Annotated in this window: 17 protein-coding genes; 15 read left to right on the top strand and 2 right to left on the bottom strand. The window is 72.5% G+C overall.

Going from position 1 to position 20,598, the window contains the following annotated elements:
- Positions 1-181: 181 nt before the first annotated feature.
- From ACFC51_RS27515 to ACFC51_RS27465, 11 genes are all read left to right on the top strand, one after another.
- A complete protein-coding gene (locus ACFC51_RS27515) occupies positions 182-1,438 on the top strand; it encodes an ATP-grasp domain-containing protein (RefSeq protein WP_376531393.1) in 1,257 nt (418 codons plus the stop codon).
- On the top strand, positions 1,435-2,337 hold the full coding sequence (locus tag ACFC51_RS27510) for a hypothetical protein (RefSeq protein ID WP_376531390.1): 903 nt from the start codon (positions 1,435-1,437) through the stop codon (positions 2,335-2,337). Before ACFC51_RS27515 ends, ACFC51_RS27510 begins: the two co-directional genes overlap by 4 nt.
- Positions 2,334-3,419 carry a PLP-dependent cysteine synthase family protein gene (locus tag ACFC51_RS27505; protein ID WP_376369928.1) on the top strand — a complete coding sequence of 362 codons (1,086 nt, stop codon included), beginning with the start codon at positions 2,334-2,336 and terminating at the stop codon, positions 3,417-3,419. Before ACFC51_RS27510 ends, ACFC51_RS27505 begins: the two co-directional genes overlap by 4 nt.
- Complete coding sequence (locus ACFC51_RS27500) at positions 3,416-4,621, top strand: dipeptide epimerase (protein WP_376531387.1); 1,206 nt, start codon at positions 3,416-3,418, stop codon at positions 4,619-4,621. The genes ACFC51_RS27505 and ACFC51_RS27500 overlap by 4 nt, the downstream gene beginning before the upstream one ends.
- Positions 4,618-5,883: an MFS transporter gene (locus ACFC51_RS27495; RefSeq protein ID WP_376531384.1), complete on the top strand. Its 1,266-nt coding sequence runs from the start codon at positions 4,618-4,620 to the stop codon at positions 5,881-5,883. Before ACFC51_RS27500 ends, ACFC51_RS27495 begins: the two co-directional genes overlap by 4 nt.
- A complete protein-coding gene (locus ACFC51_RS27490) occupies positions 5,880-6,710 on the top strand; it encodes a class I SAM-dependent DNA methyltransferase (RefSeq protein WP_376369925.1) in 831 nt (276 codons plus the stop codon). Before ACFC51_RS27495 ends, ACFC51_RS27490 begins: the two co-directional genes overlap by 4 nt.
- A gap of 106 nt (positions 6,711-6,816) precedes the next feature.
- Complete coding sequence (locus tag ACFC51_RS27485; protein ID WP_376531382.1) at positions 6,817-8,454, top strand: ABC transporter substrate-binding protein; 1,638 nt, start codon at positions 6,817-6,819, stop codon at positions 8,452-8,454.
- Entirely contained in the window at positions 8,451-9,404 is a 954-nt protein-coding gene (locus ACFC51_RS27480) for an ABC transporter permease (protein ID WP_376531380.1), read from the top strand. Before ACFC51_RS27485 ends, ACFC51_RS27480 begins: the two co-directional genes overlap by 4 nt.
- Entirely contained in the window at positions 9,401-10,210 is an 810-nt protein-coding gene (locus ACFC51_RS27475; protein WP_376531377.1) for an ABC transporter permease subunit, read from the top strand. The genes ACFC51_RS27480 and ACFC51_RS27475 overlap by 4 nt, the downstream gene beginning before the upstream one ends.
- On the top strand, positions 10,207-11,754 hold the full coding sequence (locus ACFC51_RS27470) for an ABC transporter ATP-binding protein (protein ID WP_376531374.1): 1,548 nt from the start codon (positions 10,207-10,209) through the stop codon (positions 11,752-11,754). Before ACFC51_RS27475 ends, ACFC51_RS27470 begins: the two co-directional genes overlap by 4 nt.
- Positions 11,755-12,095: 341 nt before the next feature.
- Complete coding sequence (locus tag ACFC51_RS27465) at positions 12,096-13,598, top strand: UDP-N-acetylmuramoyl-L-alanyl-D-glutamate--2,6-diaminopimelate ligase (RefSeq protein ID WP_376369917.1); 1,503 nt, start codon at positions 12,096-12,098, stop codon at positions 13,596-13,598.
- Here the strand turns inward: ACFC51_RS27465 and ACFC51_RS27460 are convergent.
- Both ACFC51_RS27460 and ACFC51_RS27455 read right to left on the bottom strand, forming a co-directional pair.
- On the bottom strand, positions 13,580-14,053 hold the full coding sequence (locus tag ACFC51_RS27460) for a hypothetical protein (RefSeq protein WP_376531371.1): 474 nt from the start codon (positions 14,051-14,053) through the stop codon (positions 13,580-13,582). The genes ACFC51_RS27465 and ACFC51_RS27460 overlap by 19 nt on opposite strands.
- Positions 14,054-14,137: 84 nt before the next feature.
- Positions 14,138-14,785, bottom strand: a complete 648-nt coding sequence (locus ACFC51_RS27455) for an HD domain-containing protein (RefSeq protein ID WP_376369914.1) — start codon at positions 14,783-14,785, stop codon at positions 14,138-14,140.
- Positions 14,786-14,999: 214 nt separating this feature from the next.
- Between ACFC51_RS27455 and ACFC51_RS27450 the strand changes: the two genes are divergently transcribed.
- The 4 genes from ACFC51_RS27450 to ACFC51_RS27435 all read left to right on the top strand — a co-directional run bounded on the left by ACFC51_RS27450 (position 15,000) and on the right by ACFC51_RS27435 (position 20,492).
- A complete protein-coding gene (locus ACFC51_RS27450) occupies positions 15,000-16,541 on the top strand; it encodes a carboxylesterase/lipase family protein (RefSeq protein ID WP_376531368.1) in 1,542 nt (513 codons plus the stop codon).
- Between the two features lie 180 nt (positions 16,542-16,721).
- Entirely contained in the window at positions 16,722-17,855 is a 1,134-nt protein-coding gene (locus tag ACFC51_RS27445; protein ID WP_376370035.1) for a S1 family peptidase, read from the top strand.
- A gap of 962 nt (positions 17,856-18,817) precedes the next feature.
- A complete protein-coding gene (locus tag ACFC51_RS27440) occupies positions 18,818-19,171 on the top strand; it encodes a hypothetical protein (protein ID WP_376531365.1) in 354 nt (117 codons plus the stop codon).
- A gap of 187 nt (positions 19,172-19,358) precedes the next feature.
- Positions 19,359-20,492 (top strand): DUF1996 domain-containing protein, encoded by a 1,134-nt coding sequence (locus ACFC51_RS27435; protein WP_376369909.1) that lies wholly within the window; start codon positions 19,359-19,361, stop codon positions 20,490-20,492.
- Positions 20,493-20,598: the final 106 nt, after the last annotated feature.

The raw sequence follows: 20,598 nt of genomic DNA, 5'->3' as shown, positions 1-20,598 counted from the left end.
AATTCCACTCCGGTCCGGCGAGGGGCGCAACGGAAGCCGCCTCCCCCTGTTGCTGACACCCCTTTAGATGACAATGAAAACGATTGTCGATAACGTGTGTGCGGTCGGGTCCGGAGACCTCCGCACGGGGGTGACCTCTGCCTGCCCGCAAGTCCAAAGGCACTGTGAAAAAGGGGAGTTCGTGGCTCATCTGTTGGTGGTCGAGAGCTGGGTCGGATCGATGAGCAGACTGCTGCCGAGGGCCTTGCGGGAGGGAGGGCATCACTTCACCTTCCTCACCCGCGACCTGCACCACTACCTCCGGTCCGCACCGGAGGGCACGGGGCATCCGCTGCTCACTGCACGTAATGTCGTCACCGCGCCCACCAACGAGGTGGACGCGCTGCTCGTGCAGGTCGAGCGGCTGCACGACGCCCTGCGGTTCGACGGAGTGGTCACGTCCTGTGACTACTACCTGCCCGCGGCCGCCCGGATCGCCGGCCGGCTCGGCCTGCCGGGACCCTCGCCCGAGGCCATGGAGAACGCCTGCCGCAAGGACGCCACCCGCCGCGTCCTCGCCGCCGCCGGCGTCCCCGGCCCCCAGTTCGCGGTCTGTGCCGACCGCCGGGAGGCCGAAGCGGCCGCCCGGGACCTCGGCTATCCCCTCGTGGTCAAGCCCGTGGACCTCTGTGCGGGCATGCTCGTACGCCGGGTCGACGGCCCGGAACAGCTGACCGAGGCCTGCGAGGCGCTGGCGGACTCCCCGTACAACGCGAGGGGGCAGCGGCGCGCTCCCCACATCCTGCTCGAGGAGTTGCTCCGCGGCCCCGAGGTCAGCGTCGAGACCGTGACCCGTGGCGGTGTCGCCCATGTCGTCGGCGTGACGGACAAGAGCATCGGCGGAGCCCCTGCCTTCGTCGAGACCGGCCACATGTTCCCGGCCGCCCTGTCCCCGGCCGACCTCGACGCCGCGACCGCCACCGCGGTGCGTGCGGGGGCGGCGCTCGGCCTCGACGATGTCGTCGCGCACACCGAGATCAAGCTGACGGCCGAGGGCCCCCGCGTCGTGGAGGTCAATCCCCGCCCCGCGGGCAACCGCATCACCGAACTGGTCCGCCACGTCACCGGCATCGATCTCGCCGCAGCCTGCATCGACGTCGCGCTGGGCCGCGAGCCCGACCTCCGGCGGCGTGACACCGGGCTGCGCAGCGCGGCCATCGGGTTCCTCGTCCCCGACGGTACGGGCACGCTCACGTCCGTCGAGGGCGCCGACGGGCTGCGGGACGCCGACGGTGTCCTGGAGGTCCAGCTCGCCGAGGCGGGGCGCACGGTGGAGGCCCCCGACAGCAACAACGCGTACCTCGGCCACCTCATGGCGGGTGACGCGGACGGGCTCGGCGCCAGGGACCGCGTCGCGTCGCTGCTCGCCGGAGTGCGGCCGCTGGTGGTGCGCTCATGACGACGGCCCCGCGCACCCGCGCCTCCTTCGACGGCCTCCTCGGGCAGGCCCTCCACGGCGAGCTCGGCCCGGACCCCCGGGCCTGCCGGATCTCCGTGGCCTTCACGACGGTCCAGGCCGCACGGCACGACGGACGGCGGAGCGGATACCGCAACGAGGTCCTCAGCCTCCGCCTCGGCCACGCCGTGGGTTCGTGCTCGGTGGAACCGGGCTCGCTCCCCGGCAGCACCGTCGAGGACTGTGCCGGGTCGGACGTGGCCACGCTCCTCGCCCACCCGCTGCTGCCGGTCCGTGTCGCCGCTCTGGACGCCTACCTCATGGACGTGTCCCCGCACACCCCGTCCCGAGGGGCGCAGCCGGTGCACATCCCCGCCGGGAGCTCCCTCGAGCGGTCGCAGGCACGGGCCTCGGCGGTCGCCGACCTGCTGGACGTGGGACCCGGCGGGACCGTCCTGGTCGTCGGCGTCGTCAACTCCCTGCTCGCCGAGCTGCGTTCACGCTCCCTCACGGCCATCCCCTGCGATCTCAAGGGCGGCACCACCGAGTGGGGGGAGTCCATCCGTACGGACGCCCTCGGCGAGGTCGGTGCCTGCGACGCGGTGCTGGCCTCCGGGATGACCCTCGGGAACGGAACCTTCGAGCTGCTGCGCCGGAGCGCCCTGGACCACGGGAAGCCGCTGGTCATGTTCGCCCAGACCGGCAGTGCGGTCCTGCCCCGCTTCCTGGGCGCCGGAGTGGCCGCGGTCTGCGCGGAGCCGTACCCGTTCTTCTGGCTCGACGGCGGGCCCGGCACCGTCCACCGCTACCGCGCGGCCGAGTCCGGCACCGCCCCCCGTGCGGCCGGGGGCGGAGCCGGCGCCGTCCACGGCAGCCGTGCAGCCGACGGAGGTGTCTCGTGATCACGACGTCGCCACCCGTCCTCGCACCCAACCGCGAGCTCCTCACCCTCCTGGGCCGTACCCCGCTGGCCAGGATCACCGCCGGACTTCCCCTGCCCCACCCCGGTTTCTGGGCCAAGCTGGAAGGCCAGGGCGTCGGCGGAATGAAGGCGCGAGCAGCCGTCTCCATGCTCCTGGGTGCCGAGGAGCGGGGCGAACTGCTGCCCGGTGCACCGGTGGTGGAGTCGACCTCCGGCACCCTCGGCATAGGTCTCGCCTTCGCCGGACAGGCCCTCGGGCATCCCGTCGTGCTGGTCGGCGACAATGAACTGGAGCCCTCCATGAGGCAGTTGCTCCGTTCCTACGGTGCGCGCCTCGAGCTCGTGGACCGACCCGCCGCGCGCGGCGGGTGGCAGGGGGCGCGGCTGGAACGGCTCCACGACCTGCTCGCCCGGATCCCCGGATCCTACTGGCCCGACCAGTACAACAACCCCGACAACACGACGGGTTACGCCTCACTCGCGGCCGAGCTGGCCACCCAGCTCGACCGTCTGGACATCCTCGTCTGCAGCGTCGGCACCGGGGGACACAGTGCCGGGATCGCCGGGCCGCTGCGCAGGCGCTGGCCCGGCCTGCGCCTCATCGCCGTCGACTCCGCCGGATCCACCATCTTCGGACAGCCCGCCTCGCCCCGGCTGATGCGAGGACTGGGCAGCAGCATCCACCCGCGGAACGTGGCCTACGACGCCTTCGACGAGGTCCACTGGATCGGACCGGCCGAAGCCGCCGACGCCTGCCGGCGCCTGGCCCGGGCCAACTTCGTCAGCGGCGGCTGGAGCACCGGCGCCGTCGCCAGGGTCGCAGCCTGGGCCGCCCGCACCCACCCCGGGGCAGCCGTGGCCACCGTCTTCCCCGACGGGCCCCACCGCTATCTCGGCTCCGTCTACGACGACGACTTCACGACCGCCCACCACGTGGACCCCGGCCTCGCGGCACGTCACCCCGTCGACGTCCCCCACCCGCGTGCCCCGCACGCCGGGGGCTGGGCCAGGTGCACCACCGTCACCGACCCGCTGGCGGACAGCCCGGAGAGGCAGCCGTGAGACTCACCCAGCACACCGTGCGACTCCTGCTCGCCGAGCCGTTGCGCATCTCGCGATCGGTCATGACAGCCCGCGACGCGGTGGTCCTCAGTGTGGAACACGAGGGACTCACCGGTCATGGAGAGGCCGTCAGCAGCGTGTTCCAGAAGCTCGACACCCCCACCCTCCAACTCCTCGCCGTCCGGGCGGGGGAGCGGCTCGCCCGCTTCTCCGCACCGGAGACCGCCCTGCACGCCCTGCGCGTCGGCGAACTCACCGTGCCCGGCACCCCGGCCGCGGTGACCGCCGCGGTGGAGGCCGCGCTCCTCGACCTCGTCGGCAAGCGCACGGCCACCGCCGTCCACCGCTTCCTCGGATCCCGCGTGGCGCCGAGGAGCGCCACCGCCCGCACCATCTCGCTCATCTCCCCCGGCAGGGCGGCGGTGCAGGCCCGTGAGCTGGCCGAGGCGGGGTTCTCCGTCATCAAGATCAAGGCGGGGGAGCGGGACCACGACGCCGACCTGGACCGGGTCCGTGCCGTACGCGCCGCCGCCCCGTCCGCCCGTCTCCTCCTCGACCCCAACGGCGCCTGGTCCGCCGGACAGGCCCGCACGCTCCTGCCCCTGTTCGCCGAACTCGGTGTCGAGGCCGTGGAGCAGCCCCTGGCCCCGGGAGACCCGGAGGCCCTGGCACGGCTCGCCGCACGCTCACCCCTTCCCGTCATCGCGGACGAGGACGCCGTCACGCACGAGGACGCCCGGCGGCTCGCCGGACGCGTCCACGGGATCAACGTCAAACTCGCCAAATGCGGCGGCGTCCACGCCGCCCTGCGCATCGCCGCCCTGATCAAAGGAAGTGGCACGGACCTGATGCTCGGCTGCCTGACCGCCAGCACTCTCGGCATCGCCCCCGCGGTCCACATCGCCGACCGCGCCCGCTGGACCGATCTCGACGGGCATCTCCTGCTCGCGCACGATCCCTGGACCGGCATCGGGGGCGACGACGGTTTCGTCACGGCCACCGGCCGGCCGGGACTCGGCGTACGGCCCCGGACCGAAGCAGGGGTTCCCGCCGGAGTCGACAACGGCTCCGGAGCGGACGCGTGCGCGGGGGCGGACGACGGCTCCGGGGCGGTCACCCGCTCCGGAGCCGACAGCAGAGCCGGTGCCGGAAGCGGCACCCCTGCGGACGCCCGAGCCGCGGTCCGGAGCGCCGCGTCATGAGGACCTGGCGTGAGATCCGCGGTTTCCCCCTCCCCATACGACTGCTGATGGTCAATCAGCTGGGGGTCAACACCGGCTTCTATCTGCTCATCCCCTATCTCGCCACCCACCTCGGAGACGACCTCGGCATGTCGGCGGCCGTCGTCGGGGTCGTCCTCGGCGTACGCAACCTGAGCCAGCAGGGCCTCTTCCTCCTCGGCGGATCCGCCGCCGACCGGCTCGGCGCCCGAGGGGTCATCATCACCGGCTGTGCGATACGCACCCTGGGCTTCGCCCTCTTCGCGCTCGGCGACGGACTTCCCGTGCTCCTCGCCGCCTCCGTCCTCAGCGGAGTGGCCGGCGCCCTGTTCAATCCTGCCGTCCGCGCGTATCTCGCCCAGGAGGCGGGGGAGCGCAGGGCCGAGGCGTTCGCCCTCTTCAACGTCTTCGCGACCACCGGCGCCCTCGTCGGGCCTGTCCTGGGCAGCGCCCTGCTGCTCGTCGATTTCCGGGCCTCCGCGCTCACCGCCGCCGGGATCTTCGCCCTCCTCACCGTCGCCCAGGCCCTGGTCCTTCCCGCGCGGACGGTGCCGCAGGTGACGGGCGGCGTCACAGCCGACTGGCGCGAAGCCCTCGGGAACCGTGCGTTCCTCGCCTTCGCCCTGGCCATGGTCGGCATGTTCACCCTGGAGAACCAGCTCTACCTGCTGCTGCCGGCCGGCGCCCGGCAGGCAACCGGCTGGGACGGCGCAGCAGGGCTCGTCCTCCTCGTCGGGACGATCACGGGCGTCGCCTTCCAGCTGCGCATCACCCGCGCGCTGAAGGAGCGGGGCAGCAGAGGCCGGTGGATCGCCGCCGGGCTGGTGCTGATGGGACTGGGTTTCGTCCCGCCGATGCTCGTCGCGGGCTCGGACCCGCCCCCGGACGGAGCCCTGGACGCCGGCCTGCGCGCCCTGCCCGTCCTGACCGGAGCCCTCCTGCTCCACCTGGGCGTGATGACGGCACAGCCCTTCGTCATGGAGATGATTCCCGGCTTCGGGAGGCAGGCGTTGACGGGCACGTACTTCGGTGTCTTCTACGCGGTCTCCGGTGTCGCGGCGGCCCTCGGCAACGCGGCTGTCGGCCTGGCCATGGACACGGCCCGGCCCGGCGGACCGGCCGCTCTGCTGCCCTGGTCATGCTGTGCGGCCGCCGGGCTCGCCTCGGCGGCGGGCGTGACCTGGCTGCACCGCATCGGCACCCTGCCCCGGACACGGCCCGCCTCCGTGGAGGTGACGGTGTGACGCACCGGACGGGCAACCTGCTCACCGACCGCCCGGAGCTCTACGAGGCCAGGTTCCCCGACCCCCTGCGCCTTGCCGGGCGCTGGGCGGAACACCTCCTGCGACGGTACGGCGCCGGACCGCAGGTCCTGGACCTCGGCTGCGGTACGGGGCGCGACGCCGCCCGGCTCCAGGCCGCCGGACGGCGCGTCACGGCCGCCGACCTGTCCGGCACCATGCTCGCCCACGCCCGGGCGCACCACCCGGGACCGGCGTACGTACAGGCCGATCTCAGCCGGTTCGATCTCGGCCGGGACGCCTTCGACGCGGTGGTGTGCCTGGACAGCTCGCTGCTGTACTGCCACACGAACGAGCAGCTCGACGGATTCCTGAGTTCCGTCAGCCGCACCCTCGTACCCGGCGGCCTGCTGGTCGCGGAGATGCGCAACGGCGCGTACTTCCTCGGCCGGGACGAGCCACCCGCCGCCCCCTCCCACTCCCGCTTCACCTGGCACGGCACCACGTACCGCTCGGCCACCGTCCTGCGCGTCGACCGTGCCGCGCAGCTCCTGCGGCGCACCCGCGTCTGGACGGCCGACGACGGCAGCGCTCCCGTCGAGGAGCAGTCGGCGTGGCGACTGCTCCTGCCCCAGGAACTGCGCCACTTCCTCACCGTCCACGGCTTCGACGTCCTCGCCCTGTACGACGGCCCCGGGCCACGTACCGAACCCGCCTGGCGGCCGGGCGACGAGCCGGGGCGTCACGCCGCGGACGGCGACCGGCTGCACCTGGTCGCCCGGAGTTCCCCCAAGACGTCCGCCGGAACGCCCCTCGGGGAGTGGGCCTGAGGTCCGCCGGAGGCACAGTCGCCCGGCTCCGCCGGAGAGAGCGTCAGGAAGCCGGCCGGGACCACTCGCCGGCCGTTCAGCACCCATGGCAAACAGGAGACCACCCATGACCTCATCGGCCTCACTGTCGACACCGATACCGGCACGCGCATCGGTATCGCCCGGCAGGGAAGAACGCTTCCCCGGCCTGCGCAGGCGCGGCTTCCTCGCCGCGGCCGGGGGAGCGGCCGGCCTCGGCGCCCTCGCTCTCGCCGGATGCTCAGGGCCCTCCTCCACCGGCACCGCCACGGCCAAGGGGGACGGCACCCCCCGGCGCGGTGGACGGCTGCGCGCCGCCTTCGCCGGAGGCGGCGCGAGCGAGACCCTCGACCCGCACCTGGGAAACCTCTTCGTGGACGCCGCCCGGAGCAAGGCGCTCTTCGACAAGCTCGCCGACTACGGCGCCGACCTGGCAGCGGTGCCACGCCTCGCCGAGGCGTGGGAGCCGAACGCCCGCCTCGACCGCTGGAAGGTTACCCTGAGGCAGGCGGAGTTCCACGACGGGAAGCCCGTGACCGCCGACGACGTCCTGTACAGCTACCGCCGCATCGCCGACCCCGGCAAGGCCTACCGCGCGCGGGCGTCCCTGGAACCCATCGACCTGAAGGCGAGCCGTGCCACGGGCCGGCGGAGCATCGAGTTCGTGCTCGAGCGGCCGACGGCCGAATTCCCCAACGTGATGGCCGCCTTCGGCACCTCCATCGTCCAGGACGGCACCACCCGCTTCGACCACGCGCCCGTCGGCTCCGGCCCCTTCCGCCTCGTCTCCTTCACACCCGGGCGCTCCACCGTGCTCCGGCGCAACGACACCCACTGGGACGGCGCCCCCCACCTGGACGAGCTCGAATTCGTCGTAGCCAACGAGGAGTCCGCCCGTGTCAACGCCCTCCTCGGCGGCCAGATCGAGTACGCCCACGAGCTCACTCCCGCCACCGGACGCGCCCATGAGAAGGGAGGAGCCGTCGACATCGTCCGGCTGCGCAACAGCGCCATGCAGGCCTTCGCCATGAAGACCGACCGCCCGCCCTTCGACGACCCCCGGGTCCGTGAGGCGTTCTTCCTCGTCGCCGACCGCCAGGAACTGGTGGACGGTGCCCTGTCCGGTGCGGGTGAGACGGGCAACGACCTCTTCGGGAAGGGGTACGAGTACTACGCGGACGAACTCCCGCAGCGCGCACAGGACCTCGGCCGTGCCCGGCACCTCCTCCGGAAGGCAGGCGCGGACGACCTGAAGGTCACCCTCGACACCTCGTCCGTCGCCGCGGGCTTCACCGAGGCGGCCGGGATCTTCCGCGACCAGGCAGCACGCGCCGGAGTCACCGTCGACGTACGGATGGGCAGCAAGGACTCCTACTGGAAGGACGTCCTCGACTCCGGCACACTGTGCTGCTACCGGTCCGGCGCCATGCCCATCGAGTCCCACATCTCCCAGCGCCTGCTCACCGACTCCACCACCAACGCCACCCGTTGGCGGGACAAGGCCTTCGACGCGCTGTACCACCAGGCCCAGTCCACCGAGGACCGGACGGCGCGGGCCGCTCTCTACGGGCGGATGCAGCGGCAGTTGCACGCCGAGGGCGGCTTCCTCGTCTGGGGTTTCGGCGACTGGATCCTCGGCACCGCACGCGCCGTGCGGGGTGTGGCCCGCGAGGCCCCCGCCAACACCCTGGACTGGGCGCGCTTCGACAAGGTCTGGCTGGCGTGAAAGGACTGCGTTCCTGGTTCGCCCGGCGGCTGCTTCTCGGTGCCGTGCAGACCGCGGCCGTCGTGCTGCTGGTCTTCGCGCTCACCGAGGCGCTGCCCGGCGACGCGGCCGTCGCCTTCGCCGGTGACCAGCCCGACCCGCAGCGTGTCGCGGCCGTCCGTGAGGCGATGGGCCTCGACAGACCCGCCCACGAGCGGCTGGCCGAGTGGGCCGGGGGACTGCTCCACGGTGACCTCGGCACCTCGCTCACCTCGGGCCGGCCCGTGGCCGGCTACCTGGCCGACGGCTTCGGCCCCACCCTGCTCCTCGCCGGGCTCACCGTACTGCTCCTCGTCCCCGCGGGAGTGGGGCTGGGCGTCCTCGCCGCCCGCCACGAGGGGCGGTTCACCGACCGGCTGATCAGCTCGGCGACCCTCGGTGTCTACGCCGTACCCGAATTCGCCCTCGGTGTCCTGCTGGTGAGCGTCTTCGCCCTCCGGCTGGGCTGGCTCCCGCCGACCGCAGTCGGCCACGGCACCGGTCTGCTCGCCCGTCCCGCCGTGCTCGTCCTGCCCGTCCTTGTCCTGCTCGCCCGGCCCGTCTGTTCACTGGCCCGGCTGGTCAGGGCCGGCATGATCGAGGCCCTCGCCGCGCCCTGCACCGTGCATGCCGGGCGATACGGGATCCCGGGCGCCCGCATCCGCTACGGGCACGCCCTGCCCAACGCCCTCGCACCAGCCACCCAGCAGCTCGCCCGCACCGTCGACTGGCTGCTGTGCGGCGTCATCGTCGTGGAGGCCCTCTACGTGATCCCCGGACTCGGCACCGTCCTCATGAACGCGGTGGCCGACCGGGACATCCCCGTCGTGCAGGGGCTCGCGGTCGTCTTCGGACTCGCCACCGTCATGGTCAACCTCTGCGCCGACCTCGTGACCCACCGGCTCGCACCGCGCTCGGCGGTGGCGGCGTGAAGCGGCTCCGCCGGTACGTCCCGGGAGCGGTCCTCGTCGCGCTTCCGCTCGGTCTGGCCCTCGCCGGACCGCTCCTCGCGGGGGAGCCCTCCGCCCGCGCCGCGTCCTTCACCCTCGGCGGCGGGCATCTGCTCGGCACCGACTTCGTGGGCCGGGACGTCGTACGGCAGGTGCTGCTCGGCGGACGGCCCGTGGTACTCGTCGCGCTGGCGGCCACGGCACTCGCGTACCTCGTGGCCCTGCCGCTCGGACTGATCAGCGCGCTCACCCACCGGAGGTGGCTGGAGGAGGTCCTCATGCGCCCTCCGGACGTGCTGCTGGCCGTGCCCTCGCTGCTCATGATCCTTCTGGTCGCCGCCGCGGTCCCGCCCGGGGCGGCCGGCCTCGCACTCCTGGTGGCCCTCGTCTCCGTCCCGGACGCCGCCCGGATCGTCCGCGCGGCAGCGGCCGAAGCGGCATCCCGCCCCGCCGTGGAGGCGCTGCGCATGCAGGGCGAGAGCTGGTGGCGCCTCGCCGTCGGATACGTCGGCAGGTCCATCCTGCGCACCCTGGCCGCCGACGCGGGGACCCGGCTGACCGGGGCGGTCTACCTGGTCGCCACCGCCGCCTTCCTCGGCATCGGGGTCGCCCCGGACGCCTCCGACTGGGCCGTGATGGTGGACCGCAACCGCAGCGGACTGCTCATCCAGCCCTGGGCGGTCGTCGTGCCCGCCCTCCTCGTCGTCGCCCTCACCACGGGCGGCAACCTGCTCGTCGACGCCGCGACGGACAGCCGCACCCCGCCCCGGAGAGGCCGCCGCCCATGAAGGAGAACCCCGTGATCGCCTCCCTCACGGCGCTGACCGTCGAGGTCGACGGACGGACGCTCGTCGACCGGGTCCGGCTGCGGATCCGGGCCGGCACCGTCACCGCCCTCGTCGGACCGTCCGGCAGCGGGAAGACCACGACCGGCCTCGCCCTGCTCGGCGAATTCCCCCCGGGCGCACGGGTGACGGGCGAAGTGGCTGTGCACGGAACCCGGATCGGCTACATCCCCCAGCACCCCGCCGCCGTCCTCAACCCGGCACGCCGGGCGGGGGCCCTCCTGCGCGACATCGCCCGCGGGCAGGTGCGGGACCTGCCCCGCTCGCGGCGCGCGGCAGCCGTACGCGAGCGTGTCGCCCGCGCCCTCGCCGACGCCGGGCTCGACTCCGCCGACCAGGTGCTGCGCCGCTACCCGCACCAGCTGTCCGGCGGTCAGCAGCAGCGCGTCGTGCTGGCGCAGGCGCTCCTCCTCGGCGCCCGCGTGGTCGTCGCCGACGAGCCCACCACCGGGCAGGACGCCCTGACCAAGCGCCGTGTCACCGGTCGGCTCAAGGACCTGGCGGGGCGGGGCATCGCCGTGCTGCTGCTCAGCCACGACCTCGACGTCGTACGCGAACTGGCGGACGAGGTCCTGGTGCTCCGTGCCGGCCGGGTGGTGGAACAAGGACCGTCCCACCAGGTCCTGGGCACCCCCGTGCACCCATGGACCAGAGAACTCCTCGCCGGACCGCGGACCCTGCCGTACGCGGACCCCGGACGCGTCGGCACGGAGGTGCTGACGGTGCACGCACTCACCGCCCGGCACCGTACGGGAGGCACCCGCATCCCGGTGCTGGACGTCACGAGCCTCGCGCTCCGCCGCGGCGAATGTCTCGCCGTCGTCGGACGCTCGGGCAGCGGCAAGACCACGCTCGGGCGCTGTCTCGCCGGCCTCCACCGCGATCACACGGGCCAGGTCCTCCTCGACGGCACCGCCCTCCCGCGCAGCCTGCGGGACCGGAGCCGGGAGCAACTCGCCGCCGTACAGTACGTCTTCCAGGACGCGCGGGCCGCCTTCGACGAACACCGTCCGGTCCTCGACCAGGTGGCCCGCACAGCGGTACGCCTCCACGGCACCCCGCATAGGGAGGCGACGGCGGAGGCCCGGCGGGTGCTGACGGACCTCGGACTCGACGCCGGCCTCGTCCGCAGGCTCCCCGGCCGGCTGTCCGGCGGCGAACTCCAGCGCGCGGCCCTCGCGAGAGCGCTCCTCGCGCGGCCCCGGGTGCTGGTCTGCGACGAGATCACCTCGGGGCTGGACCCCGTGACCCGCCGCTCGCTGCTGGACCTGCTCGCCGCACTCGTACGCAGCGAGGACGGTCCGGCCGTCGTGCTGATCACGCACGACCTGGACACCGCGGCGCCGGCCACCCGTGTGGCCGTGCTGGACGGCGGAGAGGTGGTCGAGGAGGGTCCCGTGGAACAGATCCTGACCGCTCCCCGGCACCCGTTCACACGGGCACTGCTCGAAGCGGCGGGCAGGTGGGGAGCGGCGGTACGCCCGTGAAGCGGAATCCGCACCGTCCGTCCGGCCGTACACTCGCCGCATGGGCCGCATCGATGTCATGGGGAACTGCCTGCACCAGGCCGCCCCTGGTGTGTCCGCGAGCTGCCGCACCGCCCTGCACGGCCACGGCTAGCTGCCTCACCCCCTGTACGGGCCTGGCCGGCGACCGCCGCTTCCCTGGCCGGCATCTCGTCCCGCTTCCCCACCGGGGCACGGTCGCCCCGCTTTCCGCCCCGTACGACGCACGCGCTCCACTTCACCACCGCTGCTTCGGCGTACCGCCGTCGCGGCGTTCCGGCGACGGCCGCACCACGGCCCGAGCCACCCTCGAAGGGACCACCTTGAAGCTGAGCGAGCTGCTGGCCGGACAGAACCACCACATCCTCCGGGGCGACCCCGAGAAGACCCGCATCACCGCCGGAGCGGTCCTCGACACGGACCGGGTGGCGCCGGGATCGCTGTTCGTCGCGGCTCCGGGCCACGCCGAGGGAGGCCCCGGCGCGGTCGCCCCCGCACTCGCCAGGGGCGCGGCGGCGGTCGTCGTCGAGGACGGATGTGAGCTGCCCCCTGCGACGGGGGACGCCTGCGTCGTCCGGGTGGCGGACGCCCGTTCCGCGGCCGCCGTCCTCGCCTCCCGCTGGTTCGGCGAACCGGGGCGGGCGATGGACGTGGTGGCGGTCACCGGCACCAACGGGAAGACCTCCGTCTCCTGCATGGTGGAGTCGGTACTGAGGATCTCGGAAGGCGCGCGTGCCGGGGTCATCGGCACGGCCGGGAGCCGCATCGGCGGCACACCGATTCCGATGCCGAGGTCGGTGCTGTCCACCCCCGAGTCGCCCGACCTCCAGTACCTGCTGGGGCACATGCGTGACCGGGAGGTGGGGACGGTGGTGCTGGAGGCCACGTCGATGGGGTTGCTCACCCACCGCGTCGACCGCACCTTCGTCGACGTGGGGGTCTTCACCAACCTCAGCCAGGACCACCTGGACGACCACGGCACGATGGAGAACTACCGGGACGCCAAGCTCCGCCTCTTCCAAGGGCTGTGCCGGCACGCCGTCGTCAACGCCGACGATCCGGTGGGGGCGCGTATCCGGACGATGATGCCGGGCGAGGTGACCACGTACGCCCTCGATGCCGAGGCCGACTACCGGGCCACCGATCTCACCGTGGACGCCTCGGGGACGCGCTTCACGCTGCACCACGGCGGCCACAAGTATCCGGCCGCGGTGCCGTCGCCCGGCGCCTTCTCGGTTCTGAACGCGCTGGCCGCGGTGGCGGCCTGTCACACTCTGGGGCACGACCTGGCCGGCCTGGTCTCCGCACTCGAACGGATGCCGCAGATCCCGGGTCGCTTCGAACGTGTGACGACGCCCGGGGGCACCTCGGTGATCGTGGACTACGCGCACTCCCCGGACTCGCTGGACAAGGTGCTGACCACCCTTCGCGGCTTCGCACGCGCCCGGGTCGTCACCGTCTTCGGCTGCGGCGGGGACCGGGACACGACGAAGCGCGCCGAGATGGGGACCATCGCCGGGACGCACTCCGATCTGTGCGTCCTCACCTCGGACAACCCGCGCCACGAGGACCCCGAGGCGATCCTGGACCAGATCGCCCCGGGCATCGAGGCGACGGGCACACCCTACGAACGCTGCGCCGACCGCCGGACGGCCATCGCGTTCGCCCTGGCGGCGGCCGGCCCGGAGGACATCGTCCTGATCGCGGGCAAGGGGAGCGAACCCCATCAGATCGTCGGTGACACGCTGCTTCCCTTCAGCGACATGGACACCGTCCGGGAACTGAGCGAGGTCCCGGCGGCTCGGAGTCAGGCCACCCTGCGGTAGGTCAGGTCGAAGTCGTGCTCCCATCCGCCGCCGTCGGACCCGGTCTTCCAGGCACCCGTGATCGTGTTCCCGTCCTCGCTGAACGTGCCGGTGAAACGCTGGCGGAAGTCCAGGGGTGTGAAGTCGGGCGACTCCCGGGTGAGCGTCCACACCCCGCCCTCGAAGTCCATCGCGTACAGGCGGGCCACGCCGCGTGAGTCGAAGTAGTGCTGTGTGTACGCACCGGTGGCGGGGTCCGCCCGAATGACCATCAGGCCGTCCGGCGCCTCGGGGACCGGGATCTCCGAGCGCTGCAGCAGGAACTGGCCGTCCAGGGCCCATGTGAACCAGGTGCGCGCCGCCGGTACGTCCCCCGGTACACCGGCATGCTGTTTCCCGGGGAATCGAGGTTCGAGCGACCACTCACCGACGAAGACCTCAAGGCGTGCCAGCAGGGCCTGCCTGTCAACGGCCATGACGACCACTCCTCCGCACTCCGACGCCGGTCCCCCCGGTCACCCGTACGCACACGACCCGTGCCCCGCCCGCCGGGGCGGTGGTCACTCCGGCCACGGCGAATCGAGAACGGTCCGCACGAAGTCCCCGCGCTCGAACCCGGGCACGTAGTGCTGGAGCACGTCCGCCTTGACGTTGCCGAAGGTCGTCCCCGGCTTCGGGCGGACGCCTTCGGTGAAGGCCGCGAGGATCCGCCGCTTGAAGTCCGGCCGCGGATGCAGCGCGACGATCTCGGCCCGGTCGGCGTCCGAGACGTCGTCGTAGCCGATACCGAGGACGTCGTACTCCACCCCCGCGGTCACCAGCGCCACCTCGGGTTCCATGAAGGCGGGGATGCCCGGCGTGGTGTGCAGGGCGATGGCCGTCCACACCCGCCGCACGCTGTCCTCGGGCACGCCGCGGGCCTGCAGGAAGCGGCGGGCCTCGTCAGCGCTGTCCACCTCGAAGCGGCGGCCGCTCGCGTGGAACCGCTCGCCGAGCCCCAGGTCGTGGAACATGGCACCGATGTACAGAAGTTCCGGATCGAAGGACAGATCACGCCGGCGGCCCTGGAGCGCACCGAAGAGGTGGACCCGGCGGGAATGGTGGTAGACGAGGTCGGAGGTGGTGTCGCGGACGAGTTCGGTCGCCTCCTCCGCGAGCCTCGTGTCCGGCACCTGTACGCCGGCTGCCTGGGACGGGCCGGTTGTCATCGTGTCACCGGGCTTCCTGTTGCGATCGGTCGGGACGGGCACCTCCAGCATCGGCGCTCCGGGGCGGAGGCCCGGGCCGACAGGCCGTGGACCGCCCGACTGATTCACATCGCGGACGCGTGGATCGGCGCCGTTCAGGTGTTGGCCCCGGCCTCCCCACCGGTGCGAGGCTGACCACAGGGCCCCGGCAGGGGGCGGATCCGGGGGAGTGGGAATGAGCGTGTTCACGACGCGGGCCGGAGCGGTCACGGGGCGACCGGTCCCGCGGGATCCGGCAGTGACCGTGCTCCGCGGAATCCCGTACGCCGCACCGCCGTTCGGAGCGAACCGCTTCCGGAGCCCCCGGCCTGCCGCGCCCTGGGACGGAGTCCGGGACTGTGCCGTCCACGGCCCCGTCGCACCGCAGTCGGCCGAGCTGCCCGGATCGCCGGTCTGGTCCCCGGGGGACGAGGACATCCTCAGCCTGAACATCTGGACCCCGGGCGGGCACGGGGACGCCCTCCCCGTCCTGGTCTGGATCCACGGGGGCGCCTACCTCTTCGGCTCCTCCGCCCAGCCGGACTTCGACGGCACGGCGCTGGCCCGTCTCGGCCTCGTGGTCGTCACGCTCAACTACCGGCTGGGATTCGAGGGGTTCGGACACGTGCCGCCCGGCGCCGACGGGGAACCCTGCCCCGACAACCGAGGTCTGCTCGACCAGATCGCAGCCCTTCGATGGGTGCGGGAGGACATCGCCGCCTTCGGAGGCGACCCGGGCCGGGTCACGGTGGCCGGACAGTCCTCCGGAGCGACCTCCGTCGCCTGCCTGATGGCGATGGAGGGTGCGCGTGGCCTGTTCCGGCGTGCCGTCGTGCACAGCGCGGTGAACGCCTGCGCCACTCCGGAGTCCGCGGCCCGCACCACGGCGGAGGTGGCCGTGGCGGCCGGTGTTCCCGCCACGTACGACGGACTGGTCTCGGCCTCCCCGAAGATGCTCGTCGACGCCTCGGACCAGGTGGCCGAGCGCTACCGGAGCGACCCCGGATCGGGGCCGCGCCACTACGATCCGGCCATCTACGGACCTGTTGCGGGCGTGGCCGGGCTTCCCCTCGACCCCCTCACGGCCCTCGCCGCGGGGGCCGGACGCGCGGTGGACCTGCTGGTCTGCCACACCAGCGAGGAGTACTGGCTCCTCGATGCCGTGGGCAGCTGCGCGAAGGTCACCACCGAAGAGCGGATCGCCGCCTTCGCCTCCGACCACCGGCTCCCGGAATCCCTGCTGCACGCCTACCGGGCGCTGATGCCGGAGGCCTCCGTGAACGAGCTCTACCTGGCCGTGTACGGGGACATGCTGTTCGGCGAGTACAGCAGCAGGCTCGCGGAGTACCACGCGCGGGCAGGGGGCAGGGCCCACCTCTCCCGCTTCGTCCGGCAGCGCGACGGCCGGGGGGAGCAGGTCAGGGCCTGGCACTGCGCGGACATCCCGTTCGCCTTCGGCAACGTGGACGAGGAGAGCGTGCACTTCCTCATGGGAGGCCCTCCGGGCGCCGCGGACCGCGCTCTCGCGGGGCGGATGACGCAGGCCTGGGCGGACTTCGCCGCCACCGGCGACCCGGGCTGGCCCCGGCTCGCGTCCGGTGATCCGGGCGCGCCGCCCCGGCCCGCGGCCGGCGACGCCGTACGTATCTGGGACACGTGTCCCGAGGGGACGCACGGACGATGGGACGCCTTCCGGTCGCCCTGGCGGGACGCCGGACTCCCGCTGCTCGCGCCCTGATCACCCGGGGGACGGCGTGAACCAGCCCTGAGGTGTCGTTGGCATGGACCTGCCTGTCGAACTGGACTACAGTCCGGAGCGGCACTTCTGAGAGCGCTCTCAGACGGCTCTCGGATGCTTCCTGTTCCACCCCCACGATGCTGGAACAACAGAAGGGGCACTCCCTTGAGACACACGACGATGGTGCGGACGGGTCTCTCCGCACTGCTCATGATGGGTACCTGGGCGGCCGTCGGCCCGATCCAGGCCTCCGCGGCGGACTCCCCCTCCTCCGCCGAGCCCCAGGCCTCCGCCGGGATCATCACCGCCATGCAGCGTGACCTCGGACTGACGAAGAGTCAGGCGACGACGCGTCTCGCCGCCGAGAAGGCGGCGACCTCCCTGGAGGGGAAGGCGAGCGGGGCGGCCGGAGCCGCATACGGCGGCTCCTGGTTCGACGCGCAGAGCGGCCGGCTCACGGTCGCCGTCACGGACGCCGCCAAGGCCGGTGACGTCCGGGCGACCGGCGCCCGGGTCCAGGTGGTGGACCACACCGCACGGGAACTCGACGCCACGAAGAAGCGACTGGACGCACTCTCCGCGCCGAGCGGCGTCAGCAGCTGGCACGTCGACCCCCGGGCGAACAGCGTCGTCGTGAACGTCGTCGCCTCCGAGCAGGGTGACAACGATGTCCGTGCCTTCGTCGCGAAGGCGCGCAAGACGGGCCCCGTGACGGTGAAGCAGACGGCGGAGGCCCCGCAGACCTTCGCCGCGGGGACGGTCGGCGGAGACCCGTACTACACCGGCAACGTCCGCTGTTCCATAGGCTTCTCGGTGCACGGCGGCTTCGTCACGGCCGGCCACTGCGGCCAGGCCGGCGGAGCGGTCCGGGGCTGGGACGGCTCGGCCATCGGATCCTTCCAGGGCTCGTCCTTCCCGGACAACGACTACGCCTGGGTGAGCGTCGGCAGCGGTTGGTGGACCGTCCCGGTGGTCCTGGGCTGGGGCACCGTCTCCGACCAGCTGGTCCGCGGCTCCAACGAGGCCCCGATCGGCGCCTCGATCTGCCGCTCCGGCTCCACCACCCACTGGCACTGCGGCAACGTGCTCGCCAAGAACGAGACCGTGAACTACAGCCAGGGCGCCGTCCGCCAGATGACCAAGACCAGCGTGTGCGCCGAACCGGGCGACTCCGGCGGCTCGTTCATCAGCGGGGACCAGGCGCAGGGAGTCACCTCCGGCGGCTGGGGCAACTGCAGCAGCGGCGGTGAGACCTGGCACCAGCCCATCAACGAGATCCTCAACCGCTACGGGCTGACGCTCCACACGGCCTGACGCGACGTACGGGTCCCCGCCGGGTCCTGGTGGCCCGGCGGGTGAGCGACCGGTCTGCCGCGGCAGCAGGGTGGCCCCCTGCCGCGGCAGACCTCGGCCGCCGCGGCCTCCGTCCCTGCGGGCGGGACAGCCGGGTGCCGTCCTGGCCGGTCGTGCCGGCCTCGGGTGCCCCCGGTATGCCTGTCTCGTCGCCGGGGGCTGGCGGCCGTTCGCGCGGCCGCGGTGCCATGTGCCCGATGAGGGGCCGCGGTACCCGTCAGGTTCCGGGGAGGCGTGTGTTCGCGGAGGCGTGGCCTGCCGTGCCGGTGTGCGAGGGGTTGGGACGGGGTGCCGGAACGTCCCGGTCGACCGCTTATGCGGGGGAGCGAGAAGGGTGTGTGCCGGGTCCGGCTCTCCGGGAGCGAGCCCACGAGCATGGTCGTGGGCAGTCGGGCAGTCGGGCAGTCGGGCAGTCGGGCGGACGAGGGGACGTTCCGGGCCGGCGCTGCCGGTGGCGATACGACGAACCGTTCACGCCCGCTTCCGGGCCGGTGCCGTTCATGGCCGCGGGGCACAGCCGGGACGGCGTGTGTGACGCGTCCGGTGCAGGCGGATGACAGCGAGCGGGGCTACACGGCGGACATCGCGGGTGGCACGCCGGAGGTCTCCTGGAACCCGAGCCCGGTCGCACGGTCCTGCACGGTGTGACGTGGCCCCGTGAACTGATGGCCCCTCACCATGACCTGCGCCACGGCAGGGCGGCCTGCTGGAGCAGGGTGGCGTCGCCCGGAACCTCCTGCGAACAGCTGTTTCTCGACCGCGCCTGCGGGATCTCGGCAAGATCGCGGCGAACGACAGCTGGGTCGCGGGGAGCGACAGCAGGGTCGCGGTGGTGCGGCGGGCTCGTCGACCGTCGTCGGGAGCTTCGGGAGCTTCGGGAGCTTCGGGAGCTTCGGGAGCTTCGGGAGCTTCGGGAGCCGGCGATGCCGCGCGCCGCGCGCCGCGTCCGGACTGATCACGGAGCGCTCGGCCCCGGCCATGCCCTGGTCAGCGCTGCGGGGCGTGCCGTCCTCCGCGGCATCGAGGGTCTGATGCACCTCGCCGAGTGGGAGCATGTCTTCCTGCGCCTCCGCCTGCGCCTCCTCTTCGGCTGGCACGGAGAGGCGCTCTCGCGACCCGGTTCCGCCCCCGGCCACCTCGCTCTCCACTTCCTGGCGACGCACCTCTCCCTGGCTGCGGGGCTCCTTCGCCCGCTCGGCAGGGGCTTACCGGACAGGGAGTTCATGCGAAGGATCGACGAACACCGCCTGGTCGAGGTGCCGGCCCTGCTTCCGTAAAGGCGATGCCCAACTTCCCCTGCATCGGCCATCGTTCATCAACTCTTGACATGTTCTCAGCAGCGGCGTAACACTGGCAGCGCTTGGGAGAGCGCTCTCCCAGAGTTCCGGACGACGCACCGTCCAACTCCACTCTCCCCCCACCGCGCACCCGATGTGCGCGGCGCAGAGCGGCATGGAGGTCCGCATGGCCGAAAGATTCAGCAGAACGTTCCTGGTGTCCGCGTTCGCCGTCGCCACCGCACTCGCCCTGGTCGTCATGGGGTTCACCGCGATCACCCGCGCCGGTGCCCCGACGGCAGGGGCCGGCCCGGCGGCCGCCGGTGAGCCGGTCGTGGCCGCACACGTCATGCAGGGGACGCAGCAGATGCAGGGCCACGCCATGGCGGCGGCCAACCCCGTCCCTTCGGGTGACGACCCCGACGGTGACGGCTACATCCCGGCGAACCCGCCGGTCACCGGTGTGGTGCCGTCGACGGAGATCCCGCCCCACCGGTACTTCCACGAGTTCCAGGCGAACTGCTCGGTGAACCACACCGGCTCGGTCGACCCGATCGTGTACCCCGGGCAGACCGGCAAGTCCCACAACCACACCTTCATGGGCAACGACACCACGGACGAGAACAGCACCACCGCCTCGCTCGGCGCGGGCGACACCGCTTGCAAGGCGCCCGGTGACCTGTCCGCGTACTGGATGCCGACCCTCTACAAGGGGAACCAGGAGATCCGCCCGATCGGTCCGCAGACCATCTACTACAAGGCAGGTGTCACCGACTACCGCACGGTACGGCCGTTCCCCAAGGGGCTGCGCTTCGTCGTCGGCAGCCCGACCCAGACGGCCGACGAGTTCCGCAACCACCCGGGCACGGTCGAGGGCTACGAGTGCGGTGAGAGCTACCACAACTTCGAGTTCCCGGCGAGCTGCCCGACCAGTCAGGACACCCAGCTCAACCTGCGCATGCAGGCGCCCAGTTGCTGGGACGGGAAGAATCTCGACACCCCGGACCACAAGGCCCACATGGCCTATCCCATCGTGATGGGTGCCAACCAGGACGTCTGCCCGACCAGTCATCCCGTCGCGCTGCCGATGATCGAGTTCAAGATGGCGTGGCCGGTCAACGGGAACATGTCGCAGGTGAGGCTGTCCAGCGGCACCGGCCACTCCTTCCACTACGACTTCTTCAACGCGTGGGACAAGCCCACGCTCGACGCCATGGTCGGCCACTGCATCGTGGGCGGTCTCCAGTGCGACGCCCGGGGCTACGACCAGAACAACCCCGGCAGGGGTGCGGCCCTGAACGAGAACTACGAACTGCCCTGATCCTCCCCGTCTCTCCCTCATGGGCGTATCACACCCATGAGGGAGAGCGCTCTCCCACTTCTTCCGGCGCTCCCCCCGCATCGTTGTCCCATCCCTCCCTCACGAG

The sequence above is a fragment of the Streptomyces sp. NPDC055962 genome (assembly GCF_042270185.1).
Classification (GTDB): domain Bacteria; phylum Actinomycetota; class Actinomycetes; order Streptomycetales; family Streptomycetaceae; genus Streptomyces.
The sequence above is the reverse complement of the archived record's forward strand: the minus strand, read 5'-3'. Positions and strand labels throughout refer to the sequence as shown.